The sequence below is a fragment of the Bdellovibrio svalbardensis genome, assembly GCF_029531655.1.
In the GTDB taxonomy this organism is placed as follows: domain Bacteria; phylum Bdellovibrionota; class Bdellovibrionia; order Bdellovibrionales; family Bdellovibrionaceae; genus Bdellovibrio; species Bdellovibrio svalbardensis.
Genome location: NZ_JANRMI010000001.1, coordinates 308,559 through 332,974 on the forward strand (window position 1 = coordinate 308,559; position 24,416 = coordinate 332,974).

At 45.4% G+C, this 24,416-nt stretch carries 28 protein-coding genes and 1 tRNA gene; 12 read left to right on the forward strand and 17 right to left on the reverse strand.

All coding sequences use genetic code 11. The features are described 5' to 3' along the window. Positions 1 to 204: 204 nt before the first annotated feature. Genes sucD through mdh form a run of 3 tightly spaced genes read right to left on the reverse strand, consistent with a single transcriptional unit; the run spans position 205 to position 3,205 of the window. Positions 205 to 1,077: a succinate--CoA ligase subunit alpha gene (gene sucD / locus NWE73_RS01500; RefSeq protein WP_277576498.1), complete on the reverse strand. Its 873-nt coding sequence runs from the start codon at positions 1,075 to 1,077 to the stop codon at positions 205 to 207. A 5-nt stretch (positions 1,078 to 1,082) separates the two neighbouring features. Then, the gene (gene sucC / locus NWE73_RS01505) at positions 1,083 to 2,246 is read right to left on the reverse strand and encodes an ADP-forming succinate--CoA ligase subunit beta (RefSeq protein ID WP_277576499.1); all 1,164 of its coding nucleotides are present in this window, start codon (positions 2,244 to 2,246) and stop codon (positions 1,083 to 1,085) included. Positions 2,247 to 2,260: 14 nt separating this feature from the next. After that, positions 2,261 to 3,205: a malate dehydrogenase gene (gene mdh, locus NWE73_RS01510; RefSeq protein ID WP_277576500.1), complete on the reverse strand. Its 945-nt coding sequence runs from the start codon at positions 3,203 to 3,205 to the stop codon at positions 2,261 to 2,263. Between the two features lie 240 nt (positions 3,206 to 3,445). On the opposite strand from mdh, the gene NWE73_RS01515 reads away from it, so the two are divergent. The 12 genes from NWE73_RS01515 to NWE73_RS01570 all read left to right on the forward strand — a co-directional run bounded on the left by NWE73_RS01515 (position 3,446) and on the right by NWE73_RS01570 (position 12,371). Beyond that, positions 3,446 to 4,213, forward strand: a complete 768-nt coding sequence (locus NWE73_RS01515; RefSeq protein ID WP_277576501.1) for an ABC transporter ATP-binding protein — start codon at positions 3,446 to 3,448, stop codon at positions 4,211 to 4,213. A 33-nt stretch (positions 4,214 to 4,246) separates the two neighbouring features. Then, positions 4,247 to 4,978 carry an ABC transporter ATP-binding protein gene (locus tag NWE73_RS01520; RefSeq protein ID WP_277576502.1) on the forward strand — a complete coding sequence of 244 codons (732 nt, stop codon included), beginning with the start codon at positions 4,247 to 4,249 and terminating at the stop codon, positions 4,976 to 4,978. Then, positions 4,975 to 5,754: an MlaE family ABC transporter permease gene (locus NWE73_RS01525; protein ID WP_277576503.1), complete on the forward strand. Its 780-nt coding sequence runs from the start codon at positions 4,975 to 4,977 to the stop codon at positions 5,752 to 5,754. Before NWE73_RS01520 ends, NWE73_RS01525 begins: the two co-directional genes overlap by 4 nt. Beyond that, positions 5,751 to 6,470: an MlaE family ABC transporter permease gene (locus NWE73_RS01530; RefSeq protein WP_277576504.1), complete on the forward strand. Its 720-nt coding sequence runs from the start codon at positions 5,751 to 5,753 to the stop codon at positions 6,468 to 6,470. Before NWE73_RS01525 ends, NWE73_RS01530 begins: the two co-directional genes overlap by 4 nt. A gap of 68 nt (positions 6,471 to 6,538) precedes the next feature. After that, on the forward strand, positions 6,539 to 7,315 hold the full coding sequence (locus NWE73_RS01535; RefSeq protein ID WP_277576505.1) for an MlaD family protein: 777 nt from the start codon (positions 6,539 to 6,541) through the stop codon (positions 7,313 to 7,315). Between the two features lie 18 nt (positions 7,316 to 7,333). Beyond that, positions 7,334 to 7,987 carry a hypothetical protein gene (locus NWE73_RS01540; protein WP_277576506.1) on the forward strand — a complete coding sequence of 218 codons (654 nt, stop codon included), beginning with the start codon at positions 7,334 to 7,336 and terminating at the stop codon, positions 7,985 to 7,987. Positions 7,988 to 8,548: 561 nt separating this feature from the next. Further along, entirely contained in the window at positions 8,549 to 9,289 is a 741-nt protein-coding gene (locus tag NWE73_RS01545) for a hypothetical protein (protein ID WP_277576507.1), read from the forward strand. Next, positions 9,277 to 9,714 carry a hypothetical protein gene (locus tag NWE73_RS01550; RefSeq protein WP_277576508.1) on the forward strand — a complete coding sequence of 146 codons (438 nt, stop codon included), beginning with the start codon at positions 9,277 to 9,279 and terminating at the stop codon, positions 9,712 to 9,714. The genes NWE73_RS01545 and NWE73_RS01550 overlap by 13 nt, the downstream gene beginning before the upstream one ends. A gap of 27 nt (positions 9,715 to 9,741) precedes the next feature. Beyond that, positions 9,742 to 9,954: a hypothetical protein gene (locus NWE73_RS01555; protein WP_277576509.1), complete on the forward strand. Its 213-nt coding sequence runs from the start codon at positions 9,742 to 9,744 to the stop codon at positions 9,952 to 9,954. Positions 9,955 to 9,960: 6 nt separating this feature from the next. Continuing rightward, positions 9,961 to 11,007 carry a PLP-dependent cysteine synthase family protein gene (locus NWE73_RS01560; RefSeq protein ID WP_277576510.1) on the forward strand — a complete coding sequence of 349 codons (1,047 nt, stop codon included), beginning with the start codon at positions 9,961 to 9,963 and terminating at the stop codon, positions 11,005 to 11,007. 38 nt (positions 11,008 to 11,045) lie between these two features. Then, positions 11,046 to 12,215, forward strand: a complete 1,170-nt coding sequence (locus NWE73_RS01565; protein ID WP_277576511.1) for a cystathionine gamma-synthase — start codon at positions 11,046 to 11,048, stop codon at positions 12,213 to 12,215. A gap of 80 nt (positions 12,216 to 12,295) precedes the next feature. Then, positions 12,296 to 12,371, forward strand: a tRNA-Phe gene (locus tag NWE73_RS01570). 124 nt (positions 12,372 to 12,495) lie between these two features. Here the strand turns inward: NWE73_RS01570 and NWE73_RS01575 are convergent. The 14 genes from NWE73_RS01575 to rpsB form a co-directional block, all read right to left on the reverse strand. Then, positions 12,496 to 12,981 (reverse strand): hypothetical protein, encoded by a 486-nt coding sequence (locus NWE73_RS01575; RefSeq protein ID WP_277576512.1) that lies wholly within the window; start codon positions 12,979 to 12,981, stop codon positions 12,496 to 12,498. 170 nt (positions 12,982 to 13,151) lie between these two features. After that, a complete protein-coding gene (locus NWE73_RS01580) occupies positions 13,152 to 13,730 on the reverse strand; it encodes a DNA-3-methyladenine glycosylase (protein WP_277576513.1) in 579 nt (192 codons plus the stop codon). Beyond that, entirely contained in the window at positions 13,727 to 14,425 is a 699-nt protein-coding gene (gene pgeF, locus NWE73_RS01585; RefSeq protein ID WP_277576514.1) for a peptidoglycan editing factor PgeF, read from the reverse strand. The genes NWE73_RS01580 and pgeF overlap by 4 nt, the downstream gene beginning before the upstream one ends. After that, positions 14,422 to 15,414 (reverse strand): RluA family pseudouridine synthase, encoded by a 993-nt coding sequence (locus NWE73_RS01590; protein ID WP_277576515.1) that lies wholly within the window; start codon positions 15,412 to 15,414, stop codon positions 14,422 to 14,424. The genes pgeF and NWE73_RS01590 overlap by 4 nt, the downstream gene beginning before the upstream one ends. A gap of 7 nt (positions 15,415 to 15,421) precedes the next feature. After that, positions 15,422 to 16,048, reverse strand: a complete 627-nt coding sequence (locus NWE73_RS01595) for a helix-turn-helix domain-containing protein (protein ID WP_277576516.1) — start codon at positions 16,046 to 16,048, stop codon at positions 15,422 to 15,424. A 6-nt stretch (positions 16,049 to 16,054) separates the two neighbouring features. Next, the gene (locus tag NWE73_RS01600) at positions 16,055 to 17,035 is read right to left on the reverse strand and encodes a P-loop NTPase (protein WP_277576517.1); all 981 of its coding nucleotides are present in this window, start codon (positions 17,033 to 17,035) and stop codon (positions 16,055 to 16,057) included. A gap of 18 nt (positions 17,036 to 17,053) precedes the next feature. Further along, positions 17,054 to 17,758, reverse strand: a complete 705-nt coding sequence (gene tsaB / locus NWE73_RS01605; RefSeq protein ID WP_277576518.1) for a tRNA (adenosine(37)-N6)-threonylcarbamoyltransferase complex dimerization subunit type 1 TsaB — start codon at positions 17,756 to 17,758, stop codon at positions 17,054 to 17,056. Then, complete coding sequence (gene rseP, locus NWE73_RS01610) at positions 17,755 to 19,431, reverse strand: RIP metalloprotease RseP (RefSeq protein WP_277576519.1); 1,677 nt, start codon at positions 19,429 to 19,431, stop codon at positions 17,755 to 17,757. Before rseP ends, tsaB begins: the two co-directional genes overlap by 4 nt. A gap of 98 nt (positions 19,432 to 19,529) precedes the next feature. Further along, positions 19,530 to 20,381 carry a phosphatidate cytidylyltransferase gene (locus NWE73_RS01615; protein WP_277576520.1) on the reverse strand — a complete coding sequence of 284 codons (852 nt, stop codon included), beginning with the start codon at positions 20,379 to 20,381 and terminating at the stop codon, positions 19,530 to 19,532. Continuing rightward, positions 20,335 to 21,066, reverse strand: a complete 732-nt coding sequence (locus NWE73_RS01620) for an isoprenyl transferase (protein ID WP_277576521.1) — start codon at positions 21,064 to 21,066, stop codon at positions 20,335 to 20,337. The genes NWE73_RS01615 and NWE73_RS01620 overlap by 47 nt, the downstream gene beginning before the upstream one ends. Before the next feature lie 13 nt (positions 21,067 to 21,079). Further along, the gene (gene frr, locus NWE73_RS01625) at positions 21,080 to 21,646 is read right to left on the reverse strand and encodes a ribosome recycling factor (RefSeq protein WP_277576522.1); all 567 of its coding nucleotides are present in this window, start codon (positions 21,644 to 21,646) and stop codon (positions 21,080 to 21,082) included. An 11-nt stretch (positions 21,647 to 21,657) separates the two neighbouring features. Then, a complete protein-coding gene (pyrH, locus tag NWE73_RS01630) occupies positions 21,658 to 22,371 on the reverse strand; it encodes a UMP kinase (RefSeq protein WP_407652924.1) in 714 nt (237 codons plus the stop codon). Position 22,372: 1 nt separating this feature from the next. Then, positions 22,373 to 23,302, reverse strand: a complete 930-nt coding sequence (tsf, locus tag NWE73_RS01635) for a translation elongation factor Ts (protein ID WP_277576524.1) — start codon at positions 23,300 to 23,302, stop codon at positions 22,373 to 22,375. A gap of 141 nt (positions 23,303 to 23,443) precedes the next feature. Next, the gene (gene rpsB, locus NWE73_RS01640) at positions 23,444 to 24,376 is read right to left on the reverse strand and encodes a 30S ribosomal protein S2 (RefSeq protein ID WP_277576525.1); all 933 of its coding nucleotides are present in this window, start codon (positions 24,374 to 24,376) and stop codon (positions 23,444 to 23,446) included. Positions 24,377 to 24,416: the final 40 nt, after the last annotated feature.

Below are 24,416 nucleotides of genomic sequence, written 5' to 3' on the forward strand. Positions count from 1 at the left end.
CTAAGATCTCACTGATGTATTTGTTTTCGGCGCCGGTGTCGCTATGCTTCTTCGCCGTGGCGACTTTGGGGCCTCTTGAAGATGAGTGGAAAATTCTAAGAACAATAAGTTGGGAATAAAAAACCCTCATCCATTTCTAGATGAGGGTTTTTAGTTTTAATCAGTCGCAAGAGTTACTCTTGCAAGGCATGAGTTTAAATCAGCCTACTTTTTCAACATAGATTGCAAAGTAGTTCCCATGTCAGCAGGGCTGCGTGAGATTTTGCAACCAGCAGCTTCAAGAGCCGCGAATTTTGCTTCCGCAGTTCCTTTGCCGCCGCTGATGATCGCACCAGCGTGACCCATACGTTTACCAGCAGGAGCCGCAGCACCAGCGATAAAGACCGCAACAGGTTTTTTGAAGTGGTGTTTGATATATTCCGCAGCTTCTTCTTCTGCAGATCCACCGATTTCACCGATCATGATGACACCGTCAGTATCTGGATCTTCATTGAACAATTTCAAAACGTCGATGAAGTTAGTTCCGTTAACTGGGTCACCACCGATACCAACCGCTGTCGATTGACCAAGACCCAAAGCTGTCAATTGTCCTACAGCCTCATAAGTCAAAGTACCAGAGCGAGAAAGAACGCCGATGCGACCTGGTTTGTGGATAGAGCCAGGCATGATACCGATTTTGCATTCGCCTGGAGTGATAACGCCAGGACAGTTCGGGCCGATCAAACGAGTGCGTTTGCCTTCCATGAACTTCTTAACTTTTACCATGTCCAAAACAGGGATGCCTTCAGTGATACAGATCACAAGATCCAAGTCAGCATCAACAGCTTCCATAATAGAGTCAGCTGCGAATGGAGGTGGAACGAAGATCACAGAAGCATTGCAGCCTGTAGCCGCTTTAGCTTCTTTCACAGTGTTGAACACTGGAAGTCCGATGTGAGTTGTGCCACCTTTACCCGGAGTCACGCCACCAACCATTTTAGTTCCATAAGCCAATGCCTGCTCAGAGTGGAAAGTCCCTTGAGCACCAGTGAAACCTTGGCAGATTACTTTAGTGTTTTTGTTAATAAGAATAGACATCTCAATTATCCTTTAACTGCAGCAACGATTTTCTTAGCTGCATCCGTGAGGTTGTCAGCAGGAGTGATATTCAATCCGCTTTCTCTCAACATTTTTTTACCAAGCTCTACGTTTGTACCTTCAAGACGTACAACAAGTGGAACTTTCAATCCTAGTTCTTTAGAAGCAGCGATCACGCCGTCAGCGATGATGTCACATTTCATGATACCACCGAAGATGTTAACCAAGATGCCTTTAACGTTTGGATCTTTAAGGATGATTTTGAAAGCTTCAGTTACTTTCTCTTTATTAGCGCCGCCGCCAACGTCCAAGAAGTTTGCTGGAGATGAACCGTGCAATTTGATGATATCAAGAGTTGCCATCGCAAGACCGGCACCGTTCACCAAGCAACCGATGTTACCATCAAGTTTGATGAACGCGAGGTCGAACTTAGAGGCTTCAATTTCAGAAGGCTCTTCTTCGTTCAAATCGCGCATTTCAACGATATCAGCATGTCTGTAAAGAGCATTTGAATCGAAGTTCATTTTTGCATCCAAACAAAGAACATCGCCCTCTTTAGTGACAACTAGAGGATTGATTTCTGCGATAGAGCAATCAGTAGCAACGAAAGCGTTGTAAAGACCAGCGAAGAACTTCGTAGCTTTGTTAACGATTTCTGGAGCCATACCGATTTTGAATGCCAATTCGCGAGCTTGGAAAGGCATCAAACCTACAGCAGGATCGATGTCGACTTTGATGATCGCGTTTGGATTATGTTCAGCCACTTCTTCGATGTCCATGCCGCCTTCAGAAGAGGCCATCATTGCAGCTCTTCCAGTCGCACGGTCAACCAAGCAAGCAACATAGTATTCTTTAGCGATGTTGCAACCTTGTTCGATGTAAACTTTCTGAACGACTTTACCTTCAGGACCCGTTTGGTGAGTCACCAAAGTCATGCCGATCATTTTTTTAGTGAACTCAGAAACTTCGTCCAAAGACTTAGCAACTTTAACACCGCCACCTTTACCGCGACCACCAGCGTGGATTTGGGCCTTAACAACCCAAACGCTTCCACCGATTTCTTTCGCAGCAGCAACTGCTTCTTCTGGAGAGTGAGCAAGCTTCCCTTTAAGGGTTGCTACTCCGAACTTTCTCAAGACTTCTTTGGCCTGATACTCATGAATATTCATTTTAATTCCTTCAATTACTGAACAGTTTTAAGAGCTGATACGAGAGTGCGAACTGCATCCACAGACTTTTTGAATTCCTCTTGTTCTGCAGGATTCAATTCGAATTTGTGAACTTTTTCGATACCTTTACCGCCGACAGTTGCAAGAACACCAACCATCAAGCCTTCGTTAACACCGAACTCGCCAGTCAACTCAACAGCGACTGGAAGAACGCGTTTTTGATCTTTCAAGATAGCTTCTGCCATTTCAACCGCACCACGAGATGGAGCGTAGTAAGCAGAACCCGTTTTCAAGTGGCCGCCGATTTCCGCGCCAGCTTGTTTTGTTCTGGCAACGATTGCTGCGATTTTGTCTGCAGGCAATAGCTCCGTCAAAGGAATGCCAGATACGTTTGCGTGACGAACAAGAGGCATCATCGCGTCACCGTGGTTACCGATAACGATACCGTTTACGTCTTTAACTGAAACGCCAAGTTCTTCAGCGATGAATGTGCGGAAACGAGCTGAATCCAAGCATCCGCCCATGCCGATAACGCGTTCACGTGGGAAGCCCAGGATTTGTTTTGCATAAACAGCCATTACGTCCATTGGGTTACAAACAACGATAACGTAAGAGTTTGGAGCGTGTTTTTTAACGCCTTCGCAAACGTCTTTAACGATTTTTGCGTTGATACCAACGAGCTCATCACGGCTCATGCCTGGTTTACGTGGCATACCTGCAGTGATGATTACAACGTCAGAGTCAGCGATATCTTCGTACTTGTTAGTGCCTTTGATATTTGTGTCGAACATTTCGATCGCAGAAGCTTGAGCCAAGTCCAAAGCTTTTCCGATTGCAGCACCTTCGTTAACATCTAGAACCACGACATCGCCGAGTTCCTTTTGAGCTGCCCAGTGAGCAGTTGTTGAACCTACGAAACCCGCACCGATAACGGCGATTTTTTTTCTTTTGTGAGCCATTTGTAAATCTCCTTAAGGCATCATGAGCTTGCACGACAAATATCAGGCTTCGTTTTTAGCCATGTGGAAGGCTGCTTCTGGAGCTGATAGTTCTCATGCAAGCTCTTAAAATGAATGAAAAAATTTTGAACTTGCGTCGATGCCCCATTCAATATCAAATCGTAAACAGTGACAAGGGATACTGCTCTGCTCAGGACTCTGTATCTGGTGCTGGCAGGGCCTCTCTCAGAATGGGACCCAATGAGCGTTTCAACGAGTATTATACGTCTGCAAGATGTGACTGTGGCTTTTGATTCACAGGTCGTTTTGAAGTCCATTGATTTGGAAATCAAAGCCGGTGAATCATTTGTCATTGTAGGCCCCAGTGGGCAGGGTAAAACGGTCTTGTTGAAAACCATGGCAGGCTTGATAAACCCTCAGAATGGCAAAGTTTTTGTTGAACAGAAAGAGTGGTTAACGCTCAGCCCCAAAGAGCGCCTTCCCTTGCTTAAAAAGATGGGAATTTTGTTTCAAAAGAATGCACTTTTTGATTCGCTCACATGCTTGGAGAATATTGCATTCCCGCTTCGCGAAACGACTCAACTCACCGAATGGGAAATCATTAAGAAGGCTGAATACTTCCTGGAGGCGGTGGGAATTCCCCATGCGCGGGATCTTTTCCCGGAGGAAATTAGTGGCGGGATGCAAAAACGTCTCGGCATCGCTAGAGCACTAGCTTTAGATCCAGAGATTATTTTCTACGATGACCCCACTGCCGGCTTGGATCCGATCACATCCAAAAGAATCATTGAGCTGATTATCGATTTGAAAAAGAAAAAAGGCTCTACAGTGATTGCAATAACAAATGACATGAATCGGGCCTATCAACTTGCAGATCGCATGGGAATGGTCGTGGATCAAGAGCTGCTGATCACTGGATCTTCCGAGAAAACAAAACTACATCCCGATGCTCGAGTTCAGCAGTTCATCCGTGGAACGCTAACAGGCCCTCTGACGGCCATCACTTGACCCGAGCTTTATTCGGAACGTAAACTTAAGAGAGTGATAGAATTTAAAAACCTCGTAAAAAAATTTGGCACAAGAACAGTGCTTAACGGATTAAGTCTGAATATTCGCGAGGGAGAAATCATCTTCGTGCTGGGGACATCCGGCACCGGTAAATCTGTCTTGCTAAAAAATATTGTCGGTTTGATGACCCCTGATGAAGGAGAGATCTGGATCGATGGGCAGGAAGTCTCTAAATTCACCGAAGATCAATATCTTCCGATTCGAAAAAAGTGCGGAATGGTCTTTCAGCATCCCGCTTTATTTGATTCACTGACCATCTTTGAAAATGTGGCTTTCAGTCTTCGTCGCCACTATCAACTGCCAGAGACTGAAATAACTGAAAAAGTAAAAACAGCTCTCAAACTTGTGCATCTTCATGGTGTCGAAAGTAAAAAGCCGGCGCAAATTTCCTATGGAATGCAAAAGCGGGTGAGCTTGGCCAGAACCATTGCTTTACAACCAAAAATTCTGCTGTTCGACGAGCCGACGACGGGGCTTGATCCCGTGACAACAACGGCAGTGAACCAGTTGATTCAAGATCTTTCCAGAGAGCTGAAAACCACTTCCGTCGTGGTCAGTCACGACATGAATTGCGCACTTTCAATCGCTGATCGCATCGTCGTTCTTGATAAAGGGCAAATTGTCGCCTTGGGAACTCCCGATGAGCTGAAACGCTCAGAAATTCCTTTGGTGCGCGACTTCCTGGCGGAGGCGCTCACAGTATGAGTTATTTTATTACGGTTCTCGATGAATTGGGCGGAACGCTCTTATTCTTTAATAAAATCATTTCGACGCTATTTAAAAAAGCCCCAAAGTCCCATGACGTATTCGAACAGATTTGGAAGGTCACCGCAGATAGCTTTCTAACGACGGCAATGGCGGGTTTCTTTGTGGGTGCTATCATGAGTGTGCAATTCGCTATGCTTATGAAAGAGTTCGGTGCTCTTGGATACTTAGGGGGACTGGCGACCAGTGCCACTTTCAGAGAAGTCGGTCCATTGTTGATCGCTTTCATGCTCAGTGGAAAAGTCGGCGCATTTACCTCAGCGGAGCTTGGCACGATGAGAGTCACCGAGCAGATCGATGCAGTTCGCTGCTTGGGCGCGGATCCTATGCAGGAGATCATCGCACCTCGCTTTATCGGCATTATCATAGCCAGTTTTTTCCTGCTGGGAGCGGGCCTTATCATGTCGGTATTTGGCGGCATGCTTTTGGGTGATCTTTTTGGCGGAGTGAATTTCGAAGAGTATTTAAGACATATTCCCACCATCGTAAGTCCAATTTCCATATTGAGTGGCCTGGTGAAATGTTTTGCCTTTGCCGTGGTTCTGGCGACTGTTTGCACCTTTAAAGGATATAGCACAACAGGGGGGGCAAAAGGGGTAGGTAGAGCCGTGGTCTCTACCGCCGTCACGACGATGATTTGCATTGTGGTTATGGACTGGTTCACAAGCTTCCTGGGTGAGATTTTTCTGCAAATTATTCGAGGATACCGCTCATGATTTCACTTCTTGCGGATACCTTTTTTGGTCTTTTTGCCCCGCCATTTCGCCGCCGTGAATTTCTGCAACAGCTCTATTTTGTGGCGAATAGAAGTCTGATTATCATTGTTTTTTGCGTCAGTTTCGCAGCTATTGTGACCATTCTGGAGTCCTCCTTCCATATGAAGATGGTCATTCAAAATGATTCGATGGTCCCAGGCTTTGCAGCAGTATTAATTTTGCGAGAGCTTGCGGCTGTGGTGATGGCGCTTTTGCTGGCTTCCAGAGTTGGGGCGGGATATGCCTCTGAAGTGGGAAGCATGCAAATCACTGAACAAATCGATGCCCTAAAAATGTTGGGAATTGATCCCGTTAACTATTTGGTGGTTCCAAGATTTCTGGCCTGCGTACTTGGCGCAACCATATTAACAGTGGTTGCCAATATGTCGTGCCTTTTCTCTGCGATGCTGGTGAGCCAATCCTTATTGGGCTACACGCCGGGAATGTTCATCGCTTCAATGCACAGATTTATCCAGTTCAGGGACATTATTTTTGCGATGATCAAAGGGGCTTGCTTCGGTGGAGTGATTCCTATCGTGGCTTGCTATTTTGGTTTTAACTGTCAGCAAGGTGCTGAGGGGGTGGGGAGAGCCACAACAAATACGGTTGTGGTCGCTTCGATTGCCATTATTGTGATTGATTTTATTTTATCGTACACTTTTAGCCATCTCTATTAGCAAAAGGTGCCCACAAGAATGTGGCCGACACCTTTTGCTTCACACGGAGTGTTGAAGTAGGAGCGTTTATGAAGGTTGAAACCAAGGTTGGTTTTTTGGGTTTGGTGAGCATCATCTTGATCGCTCTGTTTGCCTATTTCATGGGATTCATTTCGCCTTTTTCAAATAGCAAAGAGCTGAACGTGATGTACAACTATGCAGGCGGCATAGAAGAAGGTTCGCCTGTTCGTGTGATGGGTATCAAAGTGGGAAAAGTGAAAGCGATTACTTTTGATCCTTCCTATAAGATGCCCAATGGGGAAGAGGCAAAACTTCGCCTGACAATTACGATTGATAAAAAAGCCTGGACCAGCGTCCGTAAAGATTCCAAATTTTTCATCAACTTAGCGGGTGTGATTGGGGAAAAGTTTCTGGAAATCTCTGCAGGCTCGGTGGATTCAGGTGAATTTTCAAATGGCGATTATGTGCGTGGTGAGGATCCACCCCGTATTGATCAGTTGATCTCTCAAGGTTACGGTTTGGCCGGAAAACTTATTGAGATCGTTGAAAAGAACCAGGGATCTGTGACAAACGTCATCAAACAGCTCGATAACTTGACGACAAACTTCAATAAGACGCTTTTGCTCTTGGATAAAACGACGAAGAATCGCGAAGTGGCAAGATTGCTTGATAATGCCATCAAAATCAGCGATGACATGGCATATTTGACGAATAATATGAGATCCAAAAAAGCGGAAGAGACCTATGATTTGGTTCACAAGCTTTTATTCCGCTTGGAACCGTTGGACGGACCAACCCTCAAGAAGTTCTTTCAAGAGGAAGGGGTCAGAGCCCGCGTGTTCTAATAATCTCTGGGAGGTTCCATGCTAGATATCACAGCACGTTTTGCTGCCCTTTTGCTGACGACCGCGGCTTTCGCAACATCTGCCCAAGCTGCCACACTGAGTGCCGATTCCAGCACTATCAGCACCAAAGCAACATCAATCGAGAAGTCCTACAGCCAGGATATGCGTGAGGAACGCAATTCGACTTCCATGAGTTATGCCTCCACTTTAAAGATGCGAGCGGATCTGCGCATGGGCGCCGGTATCGCAGTGGGTGGCCCACTTGGGGTTGTCGGCATGAATGCGGAGTTCAACTTTGAAGATGAGAACAGCGTGATCGCCGGATTTGGCACGGGCCCTGGTTATAATTCAATACAGCTCGCATGGAAGCATGCTTATGAGGGCGATTATATTGCTCCTTATTTCACGGCAGGCTATTCGCGCTGGTATAATTCCAGCAACAGCGGCGATATTAATCGCTCCAGCATTCTAGACCGTGTTTTGACAGATGACGAAAAAAAGACCGGAAAATTCGGCACAGATTTTCTCAATGCGTCTTTCGGACTTCAATATAATCAGCTTTCGGGCACCTTCTTCGGCTTTTCTTGTTTCGCGGAAATAGTCGGAATGTATGAAGTTAAAAGGGCTCAATTGATTCCATCTGGAACTTTTGGAACCATTTATTACTTCTAAATTTGCAGCATCATTTTAGAGAATTTTTTGGGGGCTTTAAGGCCCCCTTTTTTTATTCAAAAAAACAAGATAGCTGATGTTCAAAAATGGATTTCGGAATGAGATCCGCCGTCTGTTTTTTATTCGCAAAATAGCTTTGTCTTAAGAAGAAAAAGTGAGTGGAGAAATAAGAGAGTGGCGACGTAGAATCCGCTCTGGGTGCGGCTTTCAGGACTGTCTATCGAAACATTTTAGACATAAAAAAACCCCAGAGTTGCCTCTGGGGTTCCGTGTACTAAAAGTACAGCTGCTAACTACTTAGCGGCTTTTTTAGTTGCTTTTTTAGCAACTTTTTTTGTAGCTTTTTTAGCTACTTTTTTAGTAGTTTTCTTTGCAACTTTTTTAGTAGCTTTTTTTGCTGCTTTCTTTGCCATGTGCTCCTCCTAGGATGCATTCATTGTTGTTGTTACTTACTTTGTAAAAAACCTTACTTAACCTAAGTCTTCCTAATTCGACCATCGACGTCAACAAAAAAATTGCTTGCATATTTTTTGCGAGCATCGCGGTCCATGGAGGCGGCTGATGTTCATCCTTTTTTCGATATCGATGCTCGGACAAATGCTCGTTCATCGAACTCTTTTGATGATCGTGCAAGAATTTGCGATCTCTCAACACACATTAAGGTCTCTGGCAGTCCTCAATGTGCTGTTGATGTCGATTCTTGCGCTGAGCTTTCACTCATCACCAGCAACACTCTGGCTTTTCATCGGCATTATTTTAATATCTTTAAAGTTTTTCGCCCCTATTTTGCGTTTTTTTCTGATGCGCCGACTTTCCAGCACGCTGATCCCACTTCTTGATAGTGTGATATTGGGTCTTCAATCAGGAAAATCTTTCCGCATCAGCCTTCATGCGGCGATCGAAAATCAAAGTGGTTGGCGGAGGAATCAGCTGCGGGAAATTTACAACTCTTTGGTCACGGCGGAAAATGTCATCGCCGTGAAATCTGCTCTCCTCAAGGATTTGCAGTCGGAGCTTGGTGAAATTGATCGATCACAAAATCGCACGGTCGATCAAGTGAAGGCCCTTCGGCGGCACTTAAAAATTCAGGAAAATTTTCGACGTAGGTCTGGACAAGTCACCCAGCAAATAAAAATGCAGGCGATAATTGTCACCGCCCTTTTTCTTGCGCTGTTGTCGTTTGTAATTGCGCAATTTGGTTTCTTTGAGCACCGATTTTTAATTTTGGCATCAGTTTTGATTTTCATGACGGGTCTTTTTTGGATCTTCAATGTCGGAAGGAGCATGAAATGGAAGGTGTAGCACCTCCATTGGAACTTTTATTGGCGGTGAAACGCACTTTGGAGAAAGGTCAGCCAACTAAATCGGGCATTCATCTTTATTTAAAGCGCAATGAGGGCGGTTTTGCGGTGGTGGTCGCACAATGGTTGGCACTATTACACCAAGGAAAAGAGACGCAGTCGCTGATCTCGGGCCTTTCTTCGCAACATCGGCAGGTGCTTTTGCAGCTCTTGGAGCGCGGATTGCGCGGCGAAGCGATCTATAATGTCCTTTTGACCCTGGAAGAAGAAATTCTGGAAGCCTGTCATGAGGAACTCACAAATAAATTGGCGCGCCTTCCCTTTATTCTGTTAGTTCCGCTGCTTTTATTTCAGTTCCCAGCCTTTCTAATGCTTCTTTTTGGACCTCTGCTGCAAAATTTTTTTCACTCTTTGGGGGGCGGGTGATAGAGTGGCCAAGTTGGAGGATAAGCCATGGCAAAGCCCGAAAGTGAAAAGAAAGTCGCGCTTGAGAAGTTGGTCGATGAGCTGATGAAAGATCAGCCGAGTCGCCAGACGATCAAGAAGCTCACTTCTGAACTGGGGATGGCTTATTCTATTGATCCATTGACTCAAATGAATACAGTTTTGCAGTCCATGAATTCAGTCCTTCTTCCTTCCAACAGACGAAGAGACTTAGAAAGATAGTTTTTCATGTCACATGTTCTAGATTCTATTTTGGAAACCGTTGGCGAGACCCCGATGGTGGCGCTTCACAACGTCGTTAAGGGTTCAAAACATAAATTTTTCGCCAAAATCGAATATTTTAATCCAGGCGGGAGCATTAAAGACCGCGTTGCCGTAAAAATCATCGAAGAAGCTGAAAAGCGCGGTGAGTTGAAACCCGGTGGAACTATTGTTGAGGCGACTTCTGGTAATACAGGTGTTGGATTGGCATTGGCGGCAGCAGTTAAAGGCTACAAATGCATTATCGTCATGCCTCAAAAAATGAGCGAAGAGAAGCGTGCCCTTTTGCGTGCCTACGGGGCCCAGGTTGTGATCACTCCGATGGTTGATCCAGATCATCCAATGAGTCACTACAATGTCTCTAAACGAATCGTCGCAGAAATCCCAGGCGGATTTTTAGCTAATCAGTTCTTCAATCCCGACAACGTAGCCCAACATTATCAAACGACAGGTCCAGAAGTTTGGAAGCAAATGGATGGAAAGATCGACATGCTCGTGGCGGGTGCGGGTACTGGCGGAACACTTTCTGGTTGCGCCCAATATCTTAAAGAACACAAACCTAGCGTTAAAGTGGTCTGCGCGGACCCGGTCGGCAGCATTCTTTACGATTTGTACTACCATAAAAAGATCGTTGATCCTCCAGGTTCATATAAAGTCGAAGGCATTGGCGAGGACATGCTTCCTGGCAATGTTCACTTGGAGAAATATGACGGATTTGTCCGCGTGAATGACCAAGAGGCATTCGATATGACTCGTCGATTGGTGGCTGAAGAGGGTCTTTTGGTCGGTCCATCCAGTGCAACTGCCTTGGTGGGAGCGATCAAGTTCTCTGAGAAGTTTGAAACGCCACTAAATATCGTAGTGGTATTCGCAGATAGCGGCCGTCAGTATTTGAGCAAGGCATTTAACGATCAATGGATGGTTGAAAATGGTCTTCTGAAGGAAGAGCAGATCAAGGATTCATTCAATCGCGTGATCTCTGCTGAAGAAGCTTTGAAACAATATTCTAAGTAAAACAGGCGCTCCCAAGGAGCGGAAGTAACAGGTGTATTATGAAAAAAACAACTCAAGATCTCGGTTTCGCAACAAGAGCCATCCATGCAGGTCAGTCTCCTGATCCAACAACGGGAGCGATTATGACTCCTGTTTATATGACCTCGACCTATGTACAAGAATCTCCAGGTGTTCATAAAGGGTGGGAGTATTCTCGTACCCATAACCCTACACGTCGCGCCTATGAAAATTGCATGGCAAGTTTGGAAAACGGCAAATTTGGTTTTGCTTTTGCCTCAGGCTGTGCGGCCACAACGACGATCCTTCATATGTTGAAGGGTGGCGAGCATGTGATCGCGATGGATGATATGTACGGCGGCACATTCCGTTTGTTTGATAAAATCCTCAGACACGATGGCATGGAGTTTTCTTTCGTTGATTTGACGAAGTTTGAGAATTTTGAAAAGGCTATCAAACCAAATACGAAACTGGTTTGGTTGGAAACTCCGACAAATCCGACTTTGAAATTGGTCGATATCAAAAAAATCGCAGCTTTGGCGAAATCAAAAGGGATTTTGGTGGCCGTAGATAATACGTTCATGAGCCCTTACTTCCAAAAACCATTGGATTTGGGTGCGGATATCGTGGTTCATTCTGCGACAAAATATATTGGCGGCCATAGTGATGTGGTTGGCGGCATCGCGGTGACTTCTCGTGAAGATATCGCTGAAAAATTGCAGTTCTTGACCAACTCCATGGGGGGCATTCAAGCTCCGTTCGATGCTTTCTTGTGCTTGAGAAGTTTGAAAACTTTGCCTCTTCGTATGAAGGCTCATCAGGAAAATGCGATGGCCGTGGCGAAATTCTTGGAGTCGCACCCGAAAGTGGAAAAAGTGATCTATCCAGGCTTGGCGAGTCACCCCCAGCATGCTTTGGCTAAAGAGCAAATGTCTGGTTTTGGCGGCATGATCACGTTCTATATCAAGGGGGGCATGGATTCTGCCCGTAAATTCCTTGAAAACGTGAGTGTTTTTGCCCTGGCTGAGAGCTTAGGTGGTGTTGAGAGCTTGATTGAGCACCCGGCAATTATGACGCACGCCTCCGTTCCTCCTGAAAACCGCAAGGCTCTAGGGATCGATGATTCTTTGATCCGCCTCTCTGTAGGGGTGGAAGATCTTCAAGATCTTCTAAATGATCTAAAATCTGCCTTTGATAAAGCCACTGTTTGATTGCAAGGCTATTCTGCCTTTGCTGTTGACATCATAGGGGCCAAAAGATAAACATTTGGTCTCTTTGCACAACAAAGAATGCCCTGGTAGCTCAGTCGGTAGAGCAGAGGATTGAAAATCCTTGTGTCGGCGGTTCAATTCCGTCTCAGGGCACCATTTTTCTAATAAAAAACCCGCCACAAGCGGGATTTTTTTTGCCTAAAATCCAAAAAATAAAACCCACATCCCATGAAGATGTGGGTTTTTTATTTGCGGGAAGGGCTGCTATCACAAATTTGGTCTAATTCGGCATGGGCTCTTCATCGTGACAATTTGGAACAGTGTACGGCTTCTTGAACCAAAGATACTCACGCTGTTCTTTGAGAGTTGTCTTGTACACATTAACCAGGACCGTGAGGGGATATTCACCAGCGACCACATGAGGTGTGCAAACCGTTCTTTCATGAGTTTGATCGCATTGATCTTGTTGGAGTGAATATCTGATTGGGGTCGAAAGGAGCTCGTGACCTACGACAACAAATTTTGTTGGACCATGGTTGCCGACCCGAGTTTCAACGATATCGACAGGTTTCTTTGTTCTGAGCATGTCACCGCTTTTACAAACAAAAGTATAGTCAATTGAGCGGCCCATATAAACCGTTGGAGCAGCAATTCGGTAAGGCCCTCTTGCAGCAAAGATTTCCTCCCAAGAAGAGTTGGGATTGATGGAGGCGAACACAGACGACGCCATTAAAAGCATAGTGATTGAAAGCAAAAGTGATTTCATTTTACAAATTCTCCTAAAGTTTATTTAAAATATTTATGGAAGCAGTTCATAGTATTCTCTGAGCTCAAAGAGATGACTTAAGCTGCATTGGGTGCTGGGGCTTGTACAAGTTACCAGTCGGTAAAAAGTGTACTGACTGTTCCAAGAGTTTTCAGAATGATTTCTAGTGACTACTTTTTAGAGACATAGACGTTGTCGGCAATATAGAAACGCAAGGGCCAAGCAGCGGCTTCGCCTGCATAATCGACGCCGATGCGGGGACGAGCAATGATGTTCTTTGCAGAGACTTTGAAATTATCATCACTCACAAAGAGGGGCGATTTTTTCTTCCACAGGCAAACGCCATCGAGAGCTTTGGTGATGTGATAGTGCTTACAAAGTTTCCCCGGACCATTGGTTTTAATGTTCTTCTTTTTGATGTCAGGATCTGAGGGAAGGGGCTCGAGGCCACGAATGAGAACGGCCTCGGGATGTTCACTGGTGCGTGTGACGAAGTTCAGACAAAAATACATTCCATAAATCATATAGACATAAGAATGACCGCCATCCATATACATGGACTTGGTACGGGGAGTTTTTTTATTCCCAAAAGTATGACAGGCGGGATCGATCACTCCAAGATAAGCTTCAGTTTCGACGATGCGTGCGCGAAACTCCTGACCAGTTGTTTGGATATGCAGAACTTTCCCCAGCAGTGATTTGGCCACTGAGGTGGTGTCGTTAAAATAAAATTCTTGGGGAAGGATCATGGGTTTTGACAGATGAAACTGATCTGTCGACCCGCTTTTTCTTTGTCTCGTCGGTGGGAATGAAAGTCCTGATTACTAAAGGTATCGATATGTAAATCAAAGACGCGCTCGGCCTCAATTCCTTTGGATTGTAATTGTGCTTTCACAACCTGATTCAAATCCAGCAGGCATTTTTGATCTGATATTTTTTCAACGAAAAGTGATCGCTGTGCTTCAGTTAAGGTGCCGAGACTGGTCAAAATTTGATCGCGAACATCGTTACCAACTTCAAAACTTTTCTTTTGAATATGGGGGCCGATCACCACGTCGAGCTCTTGAGCCTTGGCTCCCTGTGAAATCAGCGAATCAATGGTCTTCATGAGGATCTTGTTGGCAACACCTCGCCAACCCGCATGAACACCGGCAATCAAGCCCGTCGGTTGGTGATACAAGAAAGCGGGGACGCAATCTGCGGTGATCACACAAAGAGCTAAGTTTTTTGAGCGAGTGTAGTGGGAGTCCGCAATAACCTGATAATCAAGTGAGGTGTCTTTTGATTCCACAACAGCGTCGCTGTGAATTTGTTTTACCCGAGTGAAATCAAAATGCGGATACGCGGCTTTCAAATTCGGAAGTTGTGATTCAACTCCACCAAAAAGCATTGTCAGGTGGGGGGTGCGAATCTCATAACCAAAGGGAGTCTGCTGGAGATTCACAATAAACCCCATTTTTTAATAAGACTTAAAATATCCTCGGGCCAATCCTGTTGAAAGAACATCTGCTCGCCGGTTTTAGGATGAGTAAAACCCAGTTCCGCCGCGTGAAGCAGAAAGCGTGGCAGTTTTCTAAGATCTTCCTGAATGCCTTTTTGTTCAATGGTTCTGATTTTTTTATCAGCGCCATACAGAACATCTCCTGCGATCGGCAGTGCATTCTCTGACAGATGCACGCGAATTTGGTGAGTGCGACCTGTTTCAAGTTTCAATTTCAGGTAAGTCAGTCCACTTTTTCGCGCAAGAACGTCGTAGTGAGTAACCGCCCACTTTCCAATCAAAGGTGGCTCCTCTTGATCGATTAATGGCTGGCGATCTTCGCCGATCACAGAGGCATAACGTTTTCGATCCACCGGATGCCGGGCCAAATAGCTTTTGATCGTACCGCTTAAAGTTCGAGCTGTTCCAATGGCGACCGCATAGTAAATGCGATGAGTGCTGCGTTCTTTGAACTGGCTGGTTAAAGATTCATGAGCCTTATCGTTCTTGGCGACGACAATGATTCCGCTGGTTTCTTTATCCAAACGGTGAACGATACCAGGTCGTTCTTCACCAAATTTCATGGAGAGATCATCAGTATGGGAAATCAGCGCATTCACCAGGGTGTCGTGCGCGTGCCCAGCGGCGGGGTGGACAACCAAGCCCGCAGGTTTATTGATCACGATGACATCTTCATCTTCAAAAAGAACATCCAACTTTAGATCATAGGGCTGGAGCTCCGTCGGCGTCGGTTCTGGAAGATTGATTTGGATTTGATCGCCAAGCTTTACTTTTGCGGAGGCCTTTTCGACTTTGCCGTTCAAGAGAACCCGCGCATTATCAATAAGATGGGCAGCGCGAGATCTGTTTTCGATTTCTGGAATGAAAGCCAAAGCCTTATCAAGGCGAAGCCCAGCCATCTCTTCAGTAGCAGCTATATTTAAACTTTTCACGGGGGATTTATTTTCCAAGTGAGGCTTTGAAAATCTTCATGTAAGAGTCAGCGACTTTCTTGTCGTCCAGACCCAAAGCACGAGCGATTTGCACAACGTATCCACGTACGAAGACAACCGCCGGAAGATTTCCTGGTTCTACTTTCTCAATTGCAGTGACATACCAAGAATTGATCTTGGTGATTTCACTCATGCGTTCCACAGAGATTTGCTTGTACTCGCGAACTTTCTTTAGATAGTCGCCAGTCCAATTATCTTGAGCCTGAATTTCTTTTTCGAAAGCAGGATCCTTCTTGTAAGCAGCTTCCTTTTTCTCCGTTTTTGAATCCGGATAAACTTGTTTGCTGGCTTCTACGATAGAATGATAAGTCAGGTCGTTTAAAGAGGCACGACCGCTCAACAATCTTTGATCATAGATGTTGCGAAGGATTTTGTTGCCAAGGACTTGATAGGCTTCCTCGATCATAACCAGAAGCTCACGAGCCTCTTGTTCAGAGAAGATTGTATAGATCGCAGGGTTGTCGCCAGAGTATGTATTGCGGGCGCGCTCATAGGCCGCACTCACCTCGTGTTGAGGTGCTGCTGACGTGAGTTCTAGAAGTTCGTAATAGTTATATCGCGCTGTCGCTTGCATTGCCTATTATACTACGGCGCGAAGTTCCTCAGGATCAATAAGTTGTTTGCAGGTAGCTAAAAATTGTCCCGCCAAAGGAGTGAAGGGTTGCGCTACAAGTACATGCTCACGGCCCTTTACGGACTGCCACACTGCATTGTCGTAATCAATTCCGGCAACGTAATCCAGACCTAAGTCGTAGTATTTATTGCAGACACTCTTCATTGAGTGACCTAATTCCGCATTCGCTTGGCTGCGAGACGAGTTCACAATCAAACGCACTGGCGAAGATGTGAGAGCTTCAAAGAAGTCATAGTGAAGACCTGTTTGGTCTTTGAGGTATGAACGGAAAGAGAAAGGTTTCGCCAATGTTCTTTGGCGGTGACTGCGCAGAGTGGAGATCATATCCCCATAAGCATCCGGAGTCGCATTTTGCTTTAAAGAATCGCAAACATAGGCTTCGATAAATCTGTAAGTCTTTTCGATGCTGGTTGGTTCTGGAGTCGTGACCAGGAATTTTTCGTCGGCCGCTCTGAAAAGATTCAGATGTGGTTCCAAAGCCCCCGCACCCAAATCAACGATCACATAGTCGGCGCGCAAAGACTTCATTTGTGGAATCAGGTTTGAAATTTGATCCATTGTGAAATCGATGGGTGTCCAAGAATCCCAGAATCCCTGAATGTAGGACAGATTTGAAAACTGAGTTGGAATAACGATGTCTTGAAGAGTTTTAACACCTTCAAAGAAATGGCGAATGTTCATGTGTGAAGGATTCACGCCGAGTGCCGTGTGAATATTGGCTCCGCTCAGATCAAGATCTACGATAACAACAGAGTGACCCAGTTTTGACAGAGTGATGCCAAGGCTTGATGAAACGAAGGTCTTCCCCACGCCACCTTTGCCGGAAGCGACAACCCAAATTTTGGCATTGTGATCACCGTCAGACGAAGTTTTGAACGGTCGTACATTTTCGATGCAAAGCTCATTTTCAGCGTCAAAGTCTTCCATGGCCGATCCTCATTAAATCTACTTGAGTGGAGAAATCAAAATACCTTTTTTTGTCTCTTCGGCTTCAGAGGCGCGAATATAAAGGGGAACAAACGATTTCCAGTCTAAAGTGTGTCCCTTTGATGCACGTCTTTCAGCCAGCAATCCCAAAGTTTTTGCATGAGGGTGGTCGGGGTAACTTGGGTCGCGTTGCATTTTTGCAGCTAGTTCAGTTGGAAAATATTCGTGATAGGTCTCCCAGCCATCGCCGACAACCAGGACGTCGCGGTCAATGTGCTTCGAGAGTTCACGCACCGGAATGGCTTCTGGACCTTTGATGTAAGTGGGTTCATCGCCACTCATATCGAACAGTCCAAGATAGACCATGTTTTTGTAAGCATTGATAATTGATAGAACCGGATACTTTGATCCACGGGCTTGTTCAGCAAGCAGCACCAAAGAGTCGATAGTGACCAGTGGTTTGTTGAAGCTGTATGAGAAGGTCTTGCCTGCGTTTGCCGCCACACGAATGCCTGTGAAGCTGCCCGGCCCCTGGCCGACAGCAAAGGCATCAATGTCTTCCAATTTGAGGTTGGATCTTTTCAGGCACTCGTCCACGAAGGGACTGATGATTTCGCTATGGGATTTTTGTCGCAGAGAAATTTCCTCTGCGACCACTTTTCCGTCAATCACAACCGCCACACCGCCAATTTGGGTGCTGGTTTCCATAGCTAATATTTTCATATACCGAATAAGCGCGTGAAGTCGTTGAACAAGGCAAAGATCATCAAGCTCATAAGAAGAGCCATTCCGACTTGCTGTGCGACTTCCATTTTTCTAAGACTGAGCGGCGCCCCTTTCACAACCTCGATGATATAGAACACAAGATGTCCGCCATCAAGGACTGGAACGGGAAGTAGATTTAAAATAAACAGGTTCACTGAAATGATCGCCATCATTTGCAGGAACTGTGTGATACCCATTTTATAAGTTTCACTGGCAGCCTGACCGATCGACAAAACACCGCCGATATTTTTCGGAGAGATCTTGGCCTCAAACAGACGAACGAAGCTCATCACCGTCATTACGGAAACGTCCCAAGTTCTTTGCGTTCCGCGAACCAGAGCGTCGATTGGGTTTGTGGTTTTTACCACCATCAATTCCGGCATTGCGATGTTCACAACCGGTGCGATGCCGATCGTATAACGCTTTTCTTCAGTTCCATTGGCGGTCATTTGCGTAGTCATTTTAGGCGTGATTTTCATCTCAACCTTTTGACCCTCGCGAACAACCGTCAGAGCGACAGGATTTTTTCCATCGAATGATTTGATGTTATTAAGAACATCTTCCCATTTTGTCAAAGTCACGCCATTGATCGAAGTTAAGCGATCCATCGTGCGCAGACCCGCAGCCGCGGCAGGAGAAGCCTCCACAACTTTACCCAGGTAAAGTTCAGAGCTTTCAAGTCCCAGGCTTTGCAAAGAATATGTTTTAATTGATTCAAGGGGAGCCATTGTGATGGTGAGAGGTTTTTCTGCCTTATCACCTTCGCGCGTTCCCATCACTTCAAGAGTCAAAGTTTCTTTCGGACTGAGCTTTGCCAGAACGGGTTCAAGCTCTCTCCAGTAAGTTACTTTTTGTCCGTTGATTGCAGTCAGAGTGTCGCCAGTGCGAAGTCCCATGGCATATAATGGAGAATTTCCTGGAACTCCCACAGTGGTTCCCGCCGACATTGGAGTCAGACCGTCAATCACCGCGACATAGTTATAGCTGCTAAGAACATTTGGATTTGGCTCGGACTTCGCTTCGACAGCAATTTTTGAATCTTCTTTAGAGCCCTGATGTTGAACCACAACATCCAAGTGAAGAGCGCGATCTTCCTTGAGACTCATGATCTTTTGCAGATCTTCCCAAGTATTGATGGCTTTATTATTCACGGACACCAAGCGGTCACCAGAGCGGAAGCCAGCTTCATAAGCCGCCGTTTTCGGTGCGATGTCACCAAGGATGGGTGTCTTCGCATCTTCACCAATGATCGCTACTGTGAAAAAGATGGCGATTGCGAAGAAGAAGTTCATCAAGGGTCCCGCAAGGACTACGGCGATTCTTTGCCACACAGTCTTGTGAGTGAAAGAAAACTTCTTATCTTCTTCAGTAATTGAATCACCCGGCTGCTCGCCGAACATCTTAACGTAACCGCCAAGAGGTATGATCGAAAGAGCGTAAGTAGTGTCGCCCTTTTTATACTTCAGGATTTTTTTACCAAAGCCCAAACTGAAAACTTCAACTCTGACTCCGCACCAACGTGCGACCAGGAAGTGTCCTAGCTCATGAATAAAGATGAGAACCCCAAGTAAAATAACAAAGGGAACAATTGCAGAAAGACCTTGGTTTACGAAATTTAGAATCATATCCATCCGAATATTCTAGGGGACACGGATGGGATGGAGCTAGGAAATTACAAATTTATTGTGCAGGCGCTCGACTTTTCTCTTGTGAGCGCACATCTGTTAATTCACGACAAAAGGTGAGATAGGATCACAACACCAAAGAAGATCACTGGACTTGCGAATAGGACGCCATCAATTCGATCTAGCACTCCGCCATGACCAGGCATGATCTTTCCTGAATCTTTGACGTCGGCAATGCGCTTTAGCAAAGATTCAAAGAAGTCTCCAAATTGACCGACAAATCCTGAGACAGCAGCGAGTCCTAAAATGAAACCCACTGGGTAGTTGTTCAAAAGATAGTTCCAGCAAATGAATCCCGCAATGACAGAACCAATGATTCCACCGATGGAACCTTGCCAGGTTTTCTTCGGAGAAACAGAAGGCATGACCTTGTGCTTGCCAATCAACACACCAAACACATAAGCCATCGTATCACCGGCGAAAACTACAGCGAGCAAAAAGATAAACCAAGAAAGACCCTGCATCACTTCCAGCAGGCGAAAAACAAAAGCGGGAAAAAGACCCAGGTAAACCAAACCCAAAACGGACTTCGCTTGAAAATCCGCAATGCGGGGAAGGTCGCCTTTTTTGTGAAGTGTGAGAAGGCTCAAGATGCAAAGAAGAACAACGGCCAATGCGAATACAAAAATACCAAGATTCAAAGCCACACTGGTCAAACCAAAGGTGACCAAAGTCAAAACCATGAATGAAATTTTTAAAAACCAAGAAGATTCTTTTTTAAAGAGGATGCCCACAAGTTCCCAAGAACCGACGGCCACGGCCAAAGAAATAAGAATTTTGATGCCGTTAACACCCATGTAGAAATAAAGGCCAATGATAATAGCAAGAGCAACAAGTGCCGAGATTGCTCTAGTTAGAAAGCTTTTCCAAGTTGTCATTTGTAGAGACCTTGCCATAGCGGCGTTGTCTCACGGAAAAAGCACTTAGGGCTTCCTCAAGATGAGATTCTGTGAAGTTAGGCCACAGAACTTCCGTGAAGTAGAATTCAGAATAAGCAGCCTGCCAAAGAAGGAAGTTTGAAAGTCTTTGTTCGCCACTTGTTCTAACAATCAAATCAGGATCTGGAGTCGGATAAGTGCTCAATGAAGTGCTTATCATTGCCTCATCAATATCGTCAGGGGACAGTTCGCCAGCGGCAACGCGCTCTGCGATCTCACGCACAGCCAGCGTGATTTCTTGACGAGAACCATAGCTCAAGGCAAAGACCAAATTAAGGCCTGTGCACTGAGCTGTAGCTTCGCCAGCTTGAAGAATGGCTTTGTAAACATCTGCAGGGACGCGTGACAGATCACCAATCACTGAAAAGCGAATATTCTCTTTCACAAGATTTTCAGTTTCACGATCAAGATAGCGGCGAAGAATCTTCATTAAGAAAGAAACTTCAGCTTGAGGACGGAACCAGTTTTCAGAGGAGAAGGCATAAAGAGTGAGGTTTTTAATGCCTCGGCGAGAGCAAGCCGTGATGATTTTCTTCGCGACTCGCGTGCCCTTAATGTGTCCGAACGTGCGCGGTTTGCGCTTGAGCTGAGCCCATCGACCGTTACCATCCATAATGATTGCAATATGCTTCGGCAGAGTCATGGGCTCCTAGAACCTAGATAGTCAAAATTGACTTTTCTTTTTCTTCAGCGATTTGGTCAACTTTTTTGATAAAGTCGTCAGTTGCTTTTTGGATGTCTGTTTCAGCTTTTTTCGCCTCGTCTTCGCTCAAAGGCGCCTTTTTATCTGCCTTCATCTTTTTGATTTCGTCATTGGCATCACGACGAGCCATACGAACAGCAACGCGTGCTTCTTCAGCGATTTTTTTAACTTGTTTCGCCAAATCTTTACGACGTTCTTCAGTAAGGTCAGGAACTTTCAAACGAATCACTTTACCGTCATTCATTGGCGCCATGCCAAGCTCAGACTTAACGATCGCTTGCTCGATGTCTTTAAGAATAGAAACTTCCCAAGGTGCGATAAGGAATGATTTCGCATCTGGTGTAGAGATGGAAGCAACCTGTGAAAGTGGAGATGGAGTTCCGTAGTAGTTAACACGGATATTATCCAACATTGAAACTTGCGCACGACCCGTGCGGATCTTTTTAAGCTCTTCACCCAAAGCATTGACTGCTTTTTCCATTTGAGTCTGAGCGTTCTTTTTTACATCAGCGATAGCCATAGATGAATCTCCTAGTGGACCAGAGTCCCGATGTTTTCACCCTGCACGGCCTTCAAAATGTTGCCCGGCACAGTGAGATCAAAAGTAATAATTGGAAGTTTGTTGTCCATACACATGCTGATCGCTGTAGAGTCCATAACTTGCAAGCCACGGTTCAATACATCGATGTAGCTGATTTTTTGGAATTTCACTGCATCAGCATGTTTGGTTGGATCTTTATCGTAGATACCGTCAACTTTGGTCGCTTTCATGATGACTTCGGCATTGATTTCCATTGCGCGAAGAGAAGCGGCTGTATCTGTAGTGAAGAAAGGGTTGCCTGTGCCGGCTCCGAAAATAACCAAGCGGTTCTTTTCAAGGTGGCGGATGGCTCTGCGACGGATATAAGGTTCAGCAATTTCAGCCATTTCAATGGCTGTTTGTACACGGGTTGGAACACCTGCTTTTTCAAGAGCATCTTGAAGAGCAAGGGCATTGATACAAGTTGCAAGCATACCCATGTAGTCTGCGCTTGCGCGATCCATGCCTTCAGCGGATGCGGCAACACCACGATAGATGTTACCGCCGCCGATAACGAGACCGATTTGAACGCCTGCCTTGTATGCCTCTGCCACGTCTTGCGCGATCTGTGTGATCGTCGCAGTACTGATACCAGTCCCCTGCTTTCCAGCAAGAGCTTCACCACTTAACTTGAGCAAAATGCGTTTATAGACAGGCTCTTTCAAACTAGTGTCCTTTCATTTGAGCTGCAACTTCAGCTGCGAAATCGTTAGATTTCTTTTCGATACCAGCGCCCAATTCGAAACGTACGAAACGTTTAACTGTAACGTCAGCGCCGATAGTTTTTCCAACTTGTTTCGCCAAATCAGAAACCTTAAGGTCCGGATTTTTAACGAAAGGTTGGTCAAGAAGGCAGTTTTCAGCCAAGAATTTACGGATTTGACCATCAACGATTTTTTCGATCATTTCAGGTTTTTTGCCAGACTCAAGATTTTTAGCAGTCAAAATCTCTTTCTCTTTAGTAACAACATCCGCAGGGATTTGTTCAGAAGAGATAGCCATTGGGTTCATCGCAGCGATGTGAAGGGCAACGTCTTGAGCGAAAGTTTTCAACTCAGGATTGCTAGTTGCTTCTGGTTTAGAAGCAGCAACTTCGATCATCACGCCGATTTTACCTTCGCCGTGGATATATGTGTGTACGATTGTGTTTGCAGAAGCAGTGTACTTCTCAAAACGACGGATAACGATGTTCTCACCGATAGTCGCGATAGCTTCTTTCAACATAGTTCCAACTTTTACAGTTGGGTTTTTGTGGAAAGCTTGCTCAAGAATATCGCCCACTGCGTTTACAGCGTTCAATACGTGGTGAGCAACGTCAGAAACTAGGTTTCTGAAACCATCATTACGCGCAACGAAGTCAGTTTCAGAGTTGATCTCAAGGATCACACCTGTGTTACCAACAACTTGTGCGAAGACAGTGCCTTCAGCAGCAATGCGGTCAGATTTTTTTGCAGCAGAAGAAAGACCTTTTACACGCAACCATTCAACTGCAGCTTCGAAATCGCCAGCAGTCGCTTCAAGCGCCTTTTTGCAATCCATCATACCTGCAGAAGTTTTTTCTCTGAGTTCTTTAACAAGAGTAGCGGAAATAGACATTAGGAAGACTCCTTAGCTTGTTTGCTCTCTGGATCTGCCAGAGTAGACAATTAAATTAAGATTTTTTTGAAGGGACATGTCCAGCTTGCGCGGGACAAAAAGAAGGGTGGTCAAGCCACCCTTTCTTCACTCATCTGCTGACTATTCAGCAGATTCGTCTTTGTTCTCAAGCTCAGCTTGGATTTCAACTTCTTCTGCTGTACCAGCAGCAACAAGTTTACGACCTTTGCTTGCTTTAACAACCGCAGGGCCTGCAGCTTTTTTAGGAGCTTCTTTCGCAGCGCCAGCTTTAGCAGCAGTTTTACGCTTAGGAGCTTCTTCTTTGCCTTCAGCTTTTGCTTCTTTAGCTACGTCAGACTGTTTGTCTGTCATAGTGCGGATTTTTTGCTCATAAAGTTTCGCGCCTTCCAAGTATGCTTCAGCAACTAGGTTTGCGAACAATTTGATAGAGCGAATAGCATCGTCATTTCCTGGAATTGGGAAATCGATAGATTCTGGGTCAGAGTTAGTATCAGCGATACCGATAACAGCCATACCCAAACGTTTAGCTTCAGCAACCGCGATGTGTTCTTTTGGAAGATCCACTACGAACATTGCAGAAGGCATTTCTTTCATATCGCGAATACCGTTAAGGAATTCAGAAAGACGAAGATATTCTTTTTCGATTTTTGCGCGCTCTTTTTTAGTAAGGTAGTTGAACTCGCCTTTTTCTTTCATGGTGTCTACTTTGCGAAGACGATCGATAGAAGATTTGATCGTTTCGAAGTTAGTCATCATGCCGCCCAACCAACGTTTAGTAACGTAGTGTTGACCACATTTAGCAGCAGCTTCTTGAACTGGTTCGATAGCTTGCTTTTTAGTTCCAACGAAGATCATGCGACCACCGTTAGCAGCGATTTCTTTTACGTATTCAGCAGCTTTGTTAGCGCGAACAACAGTCTTTTGAAGGTCGATAATATGAATACCGCCTCTAGCTGTGTATACGTAAGGTTTCATTTTTGGGTTCCAACGCTGTGTTTGGTGTCCGAAGTGGACTCCAGCGTCTAGCATTTCTTTCATGGTAACTTGTGCCATGTTAGTACTTCCTTTCTGGTTATTCCTCCTCAAGTGCAGA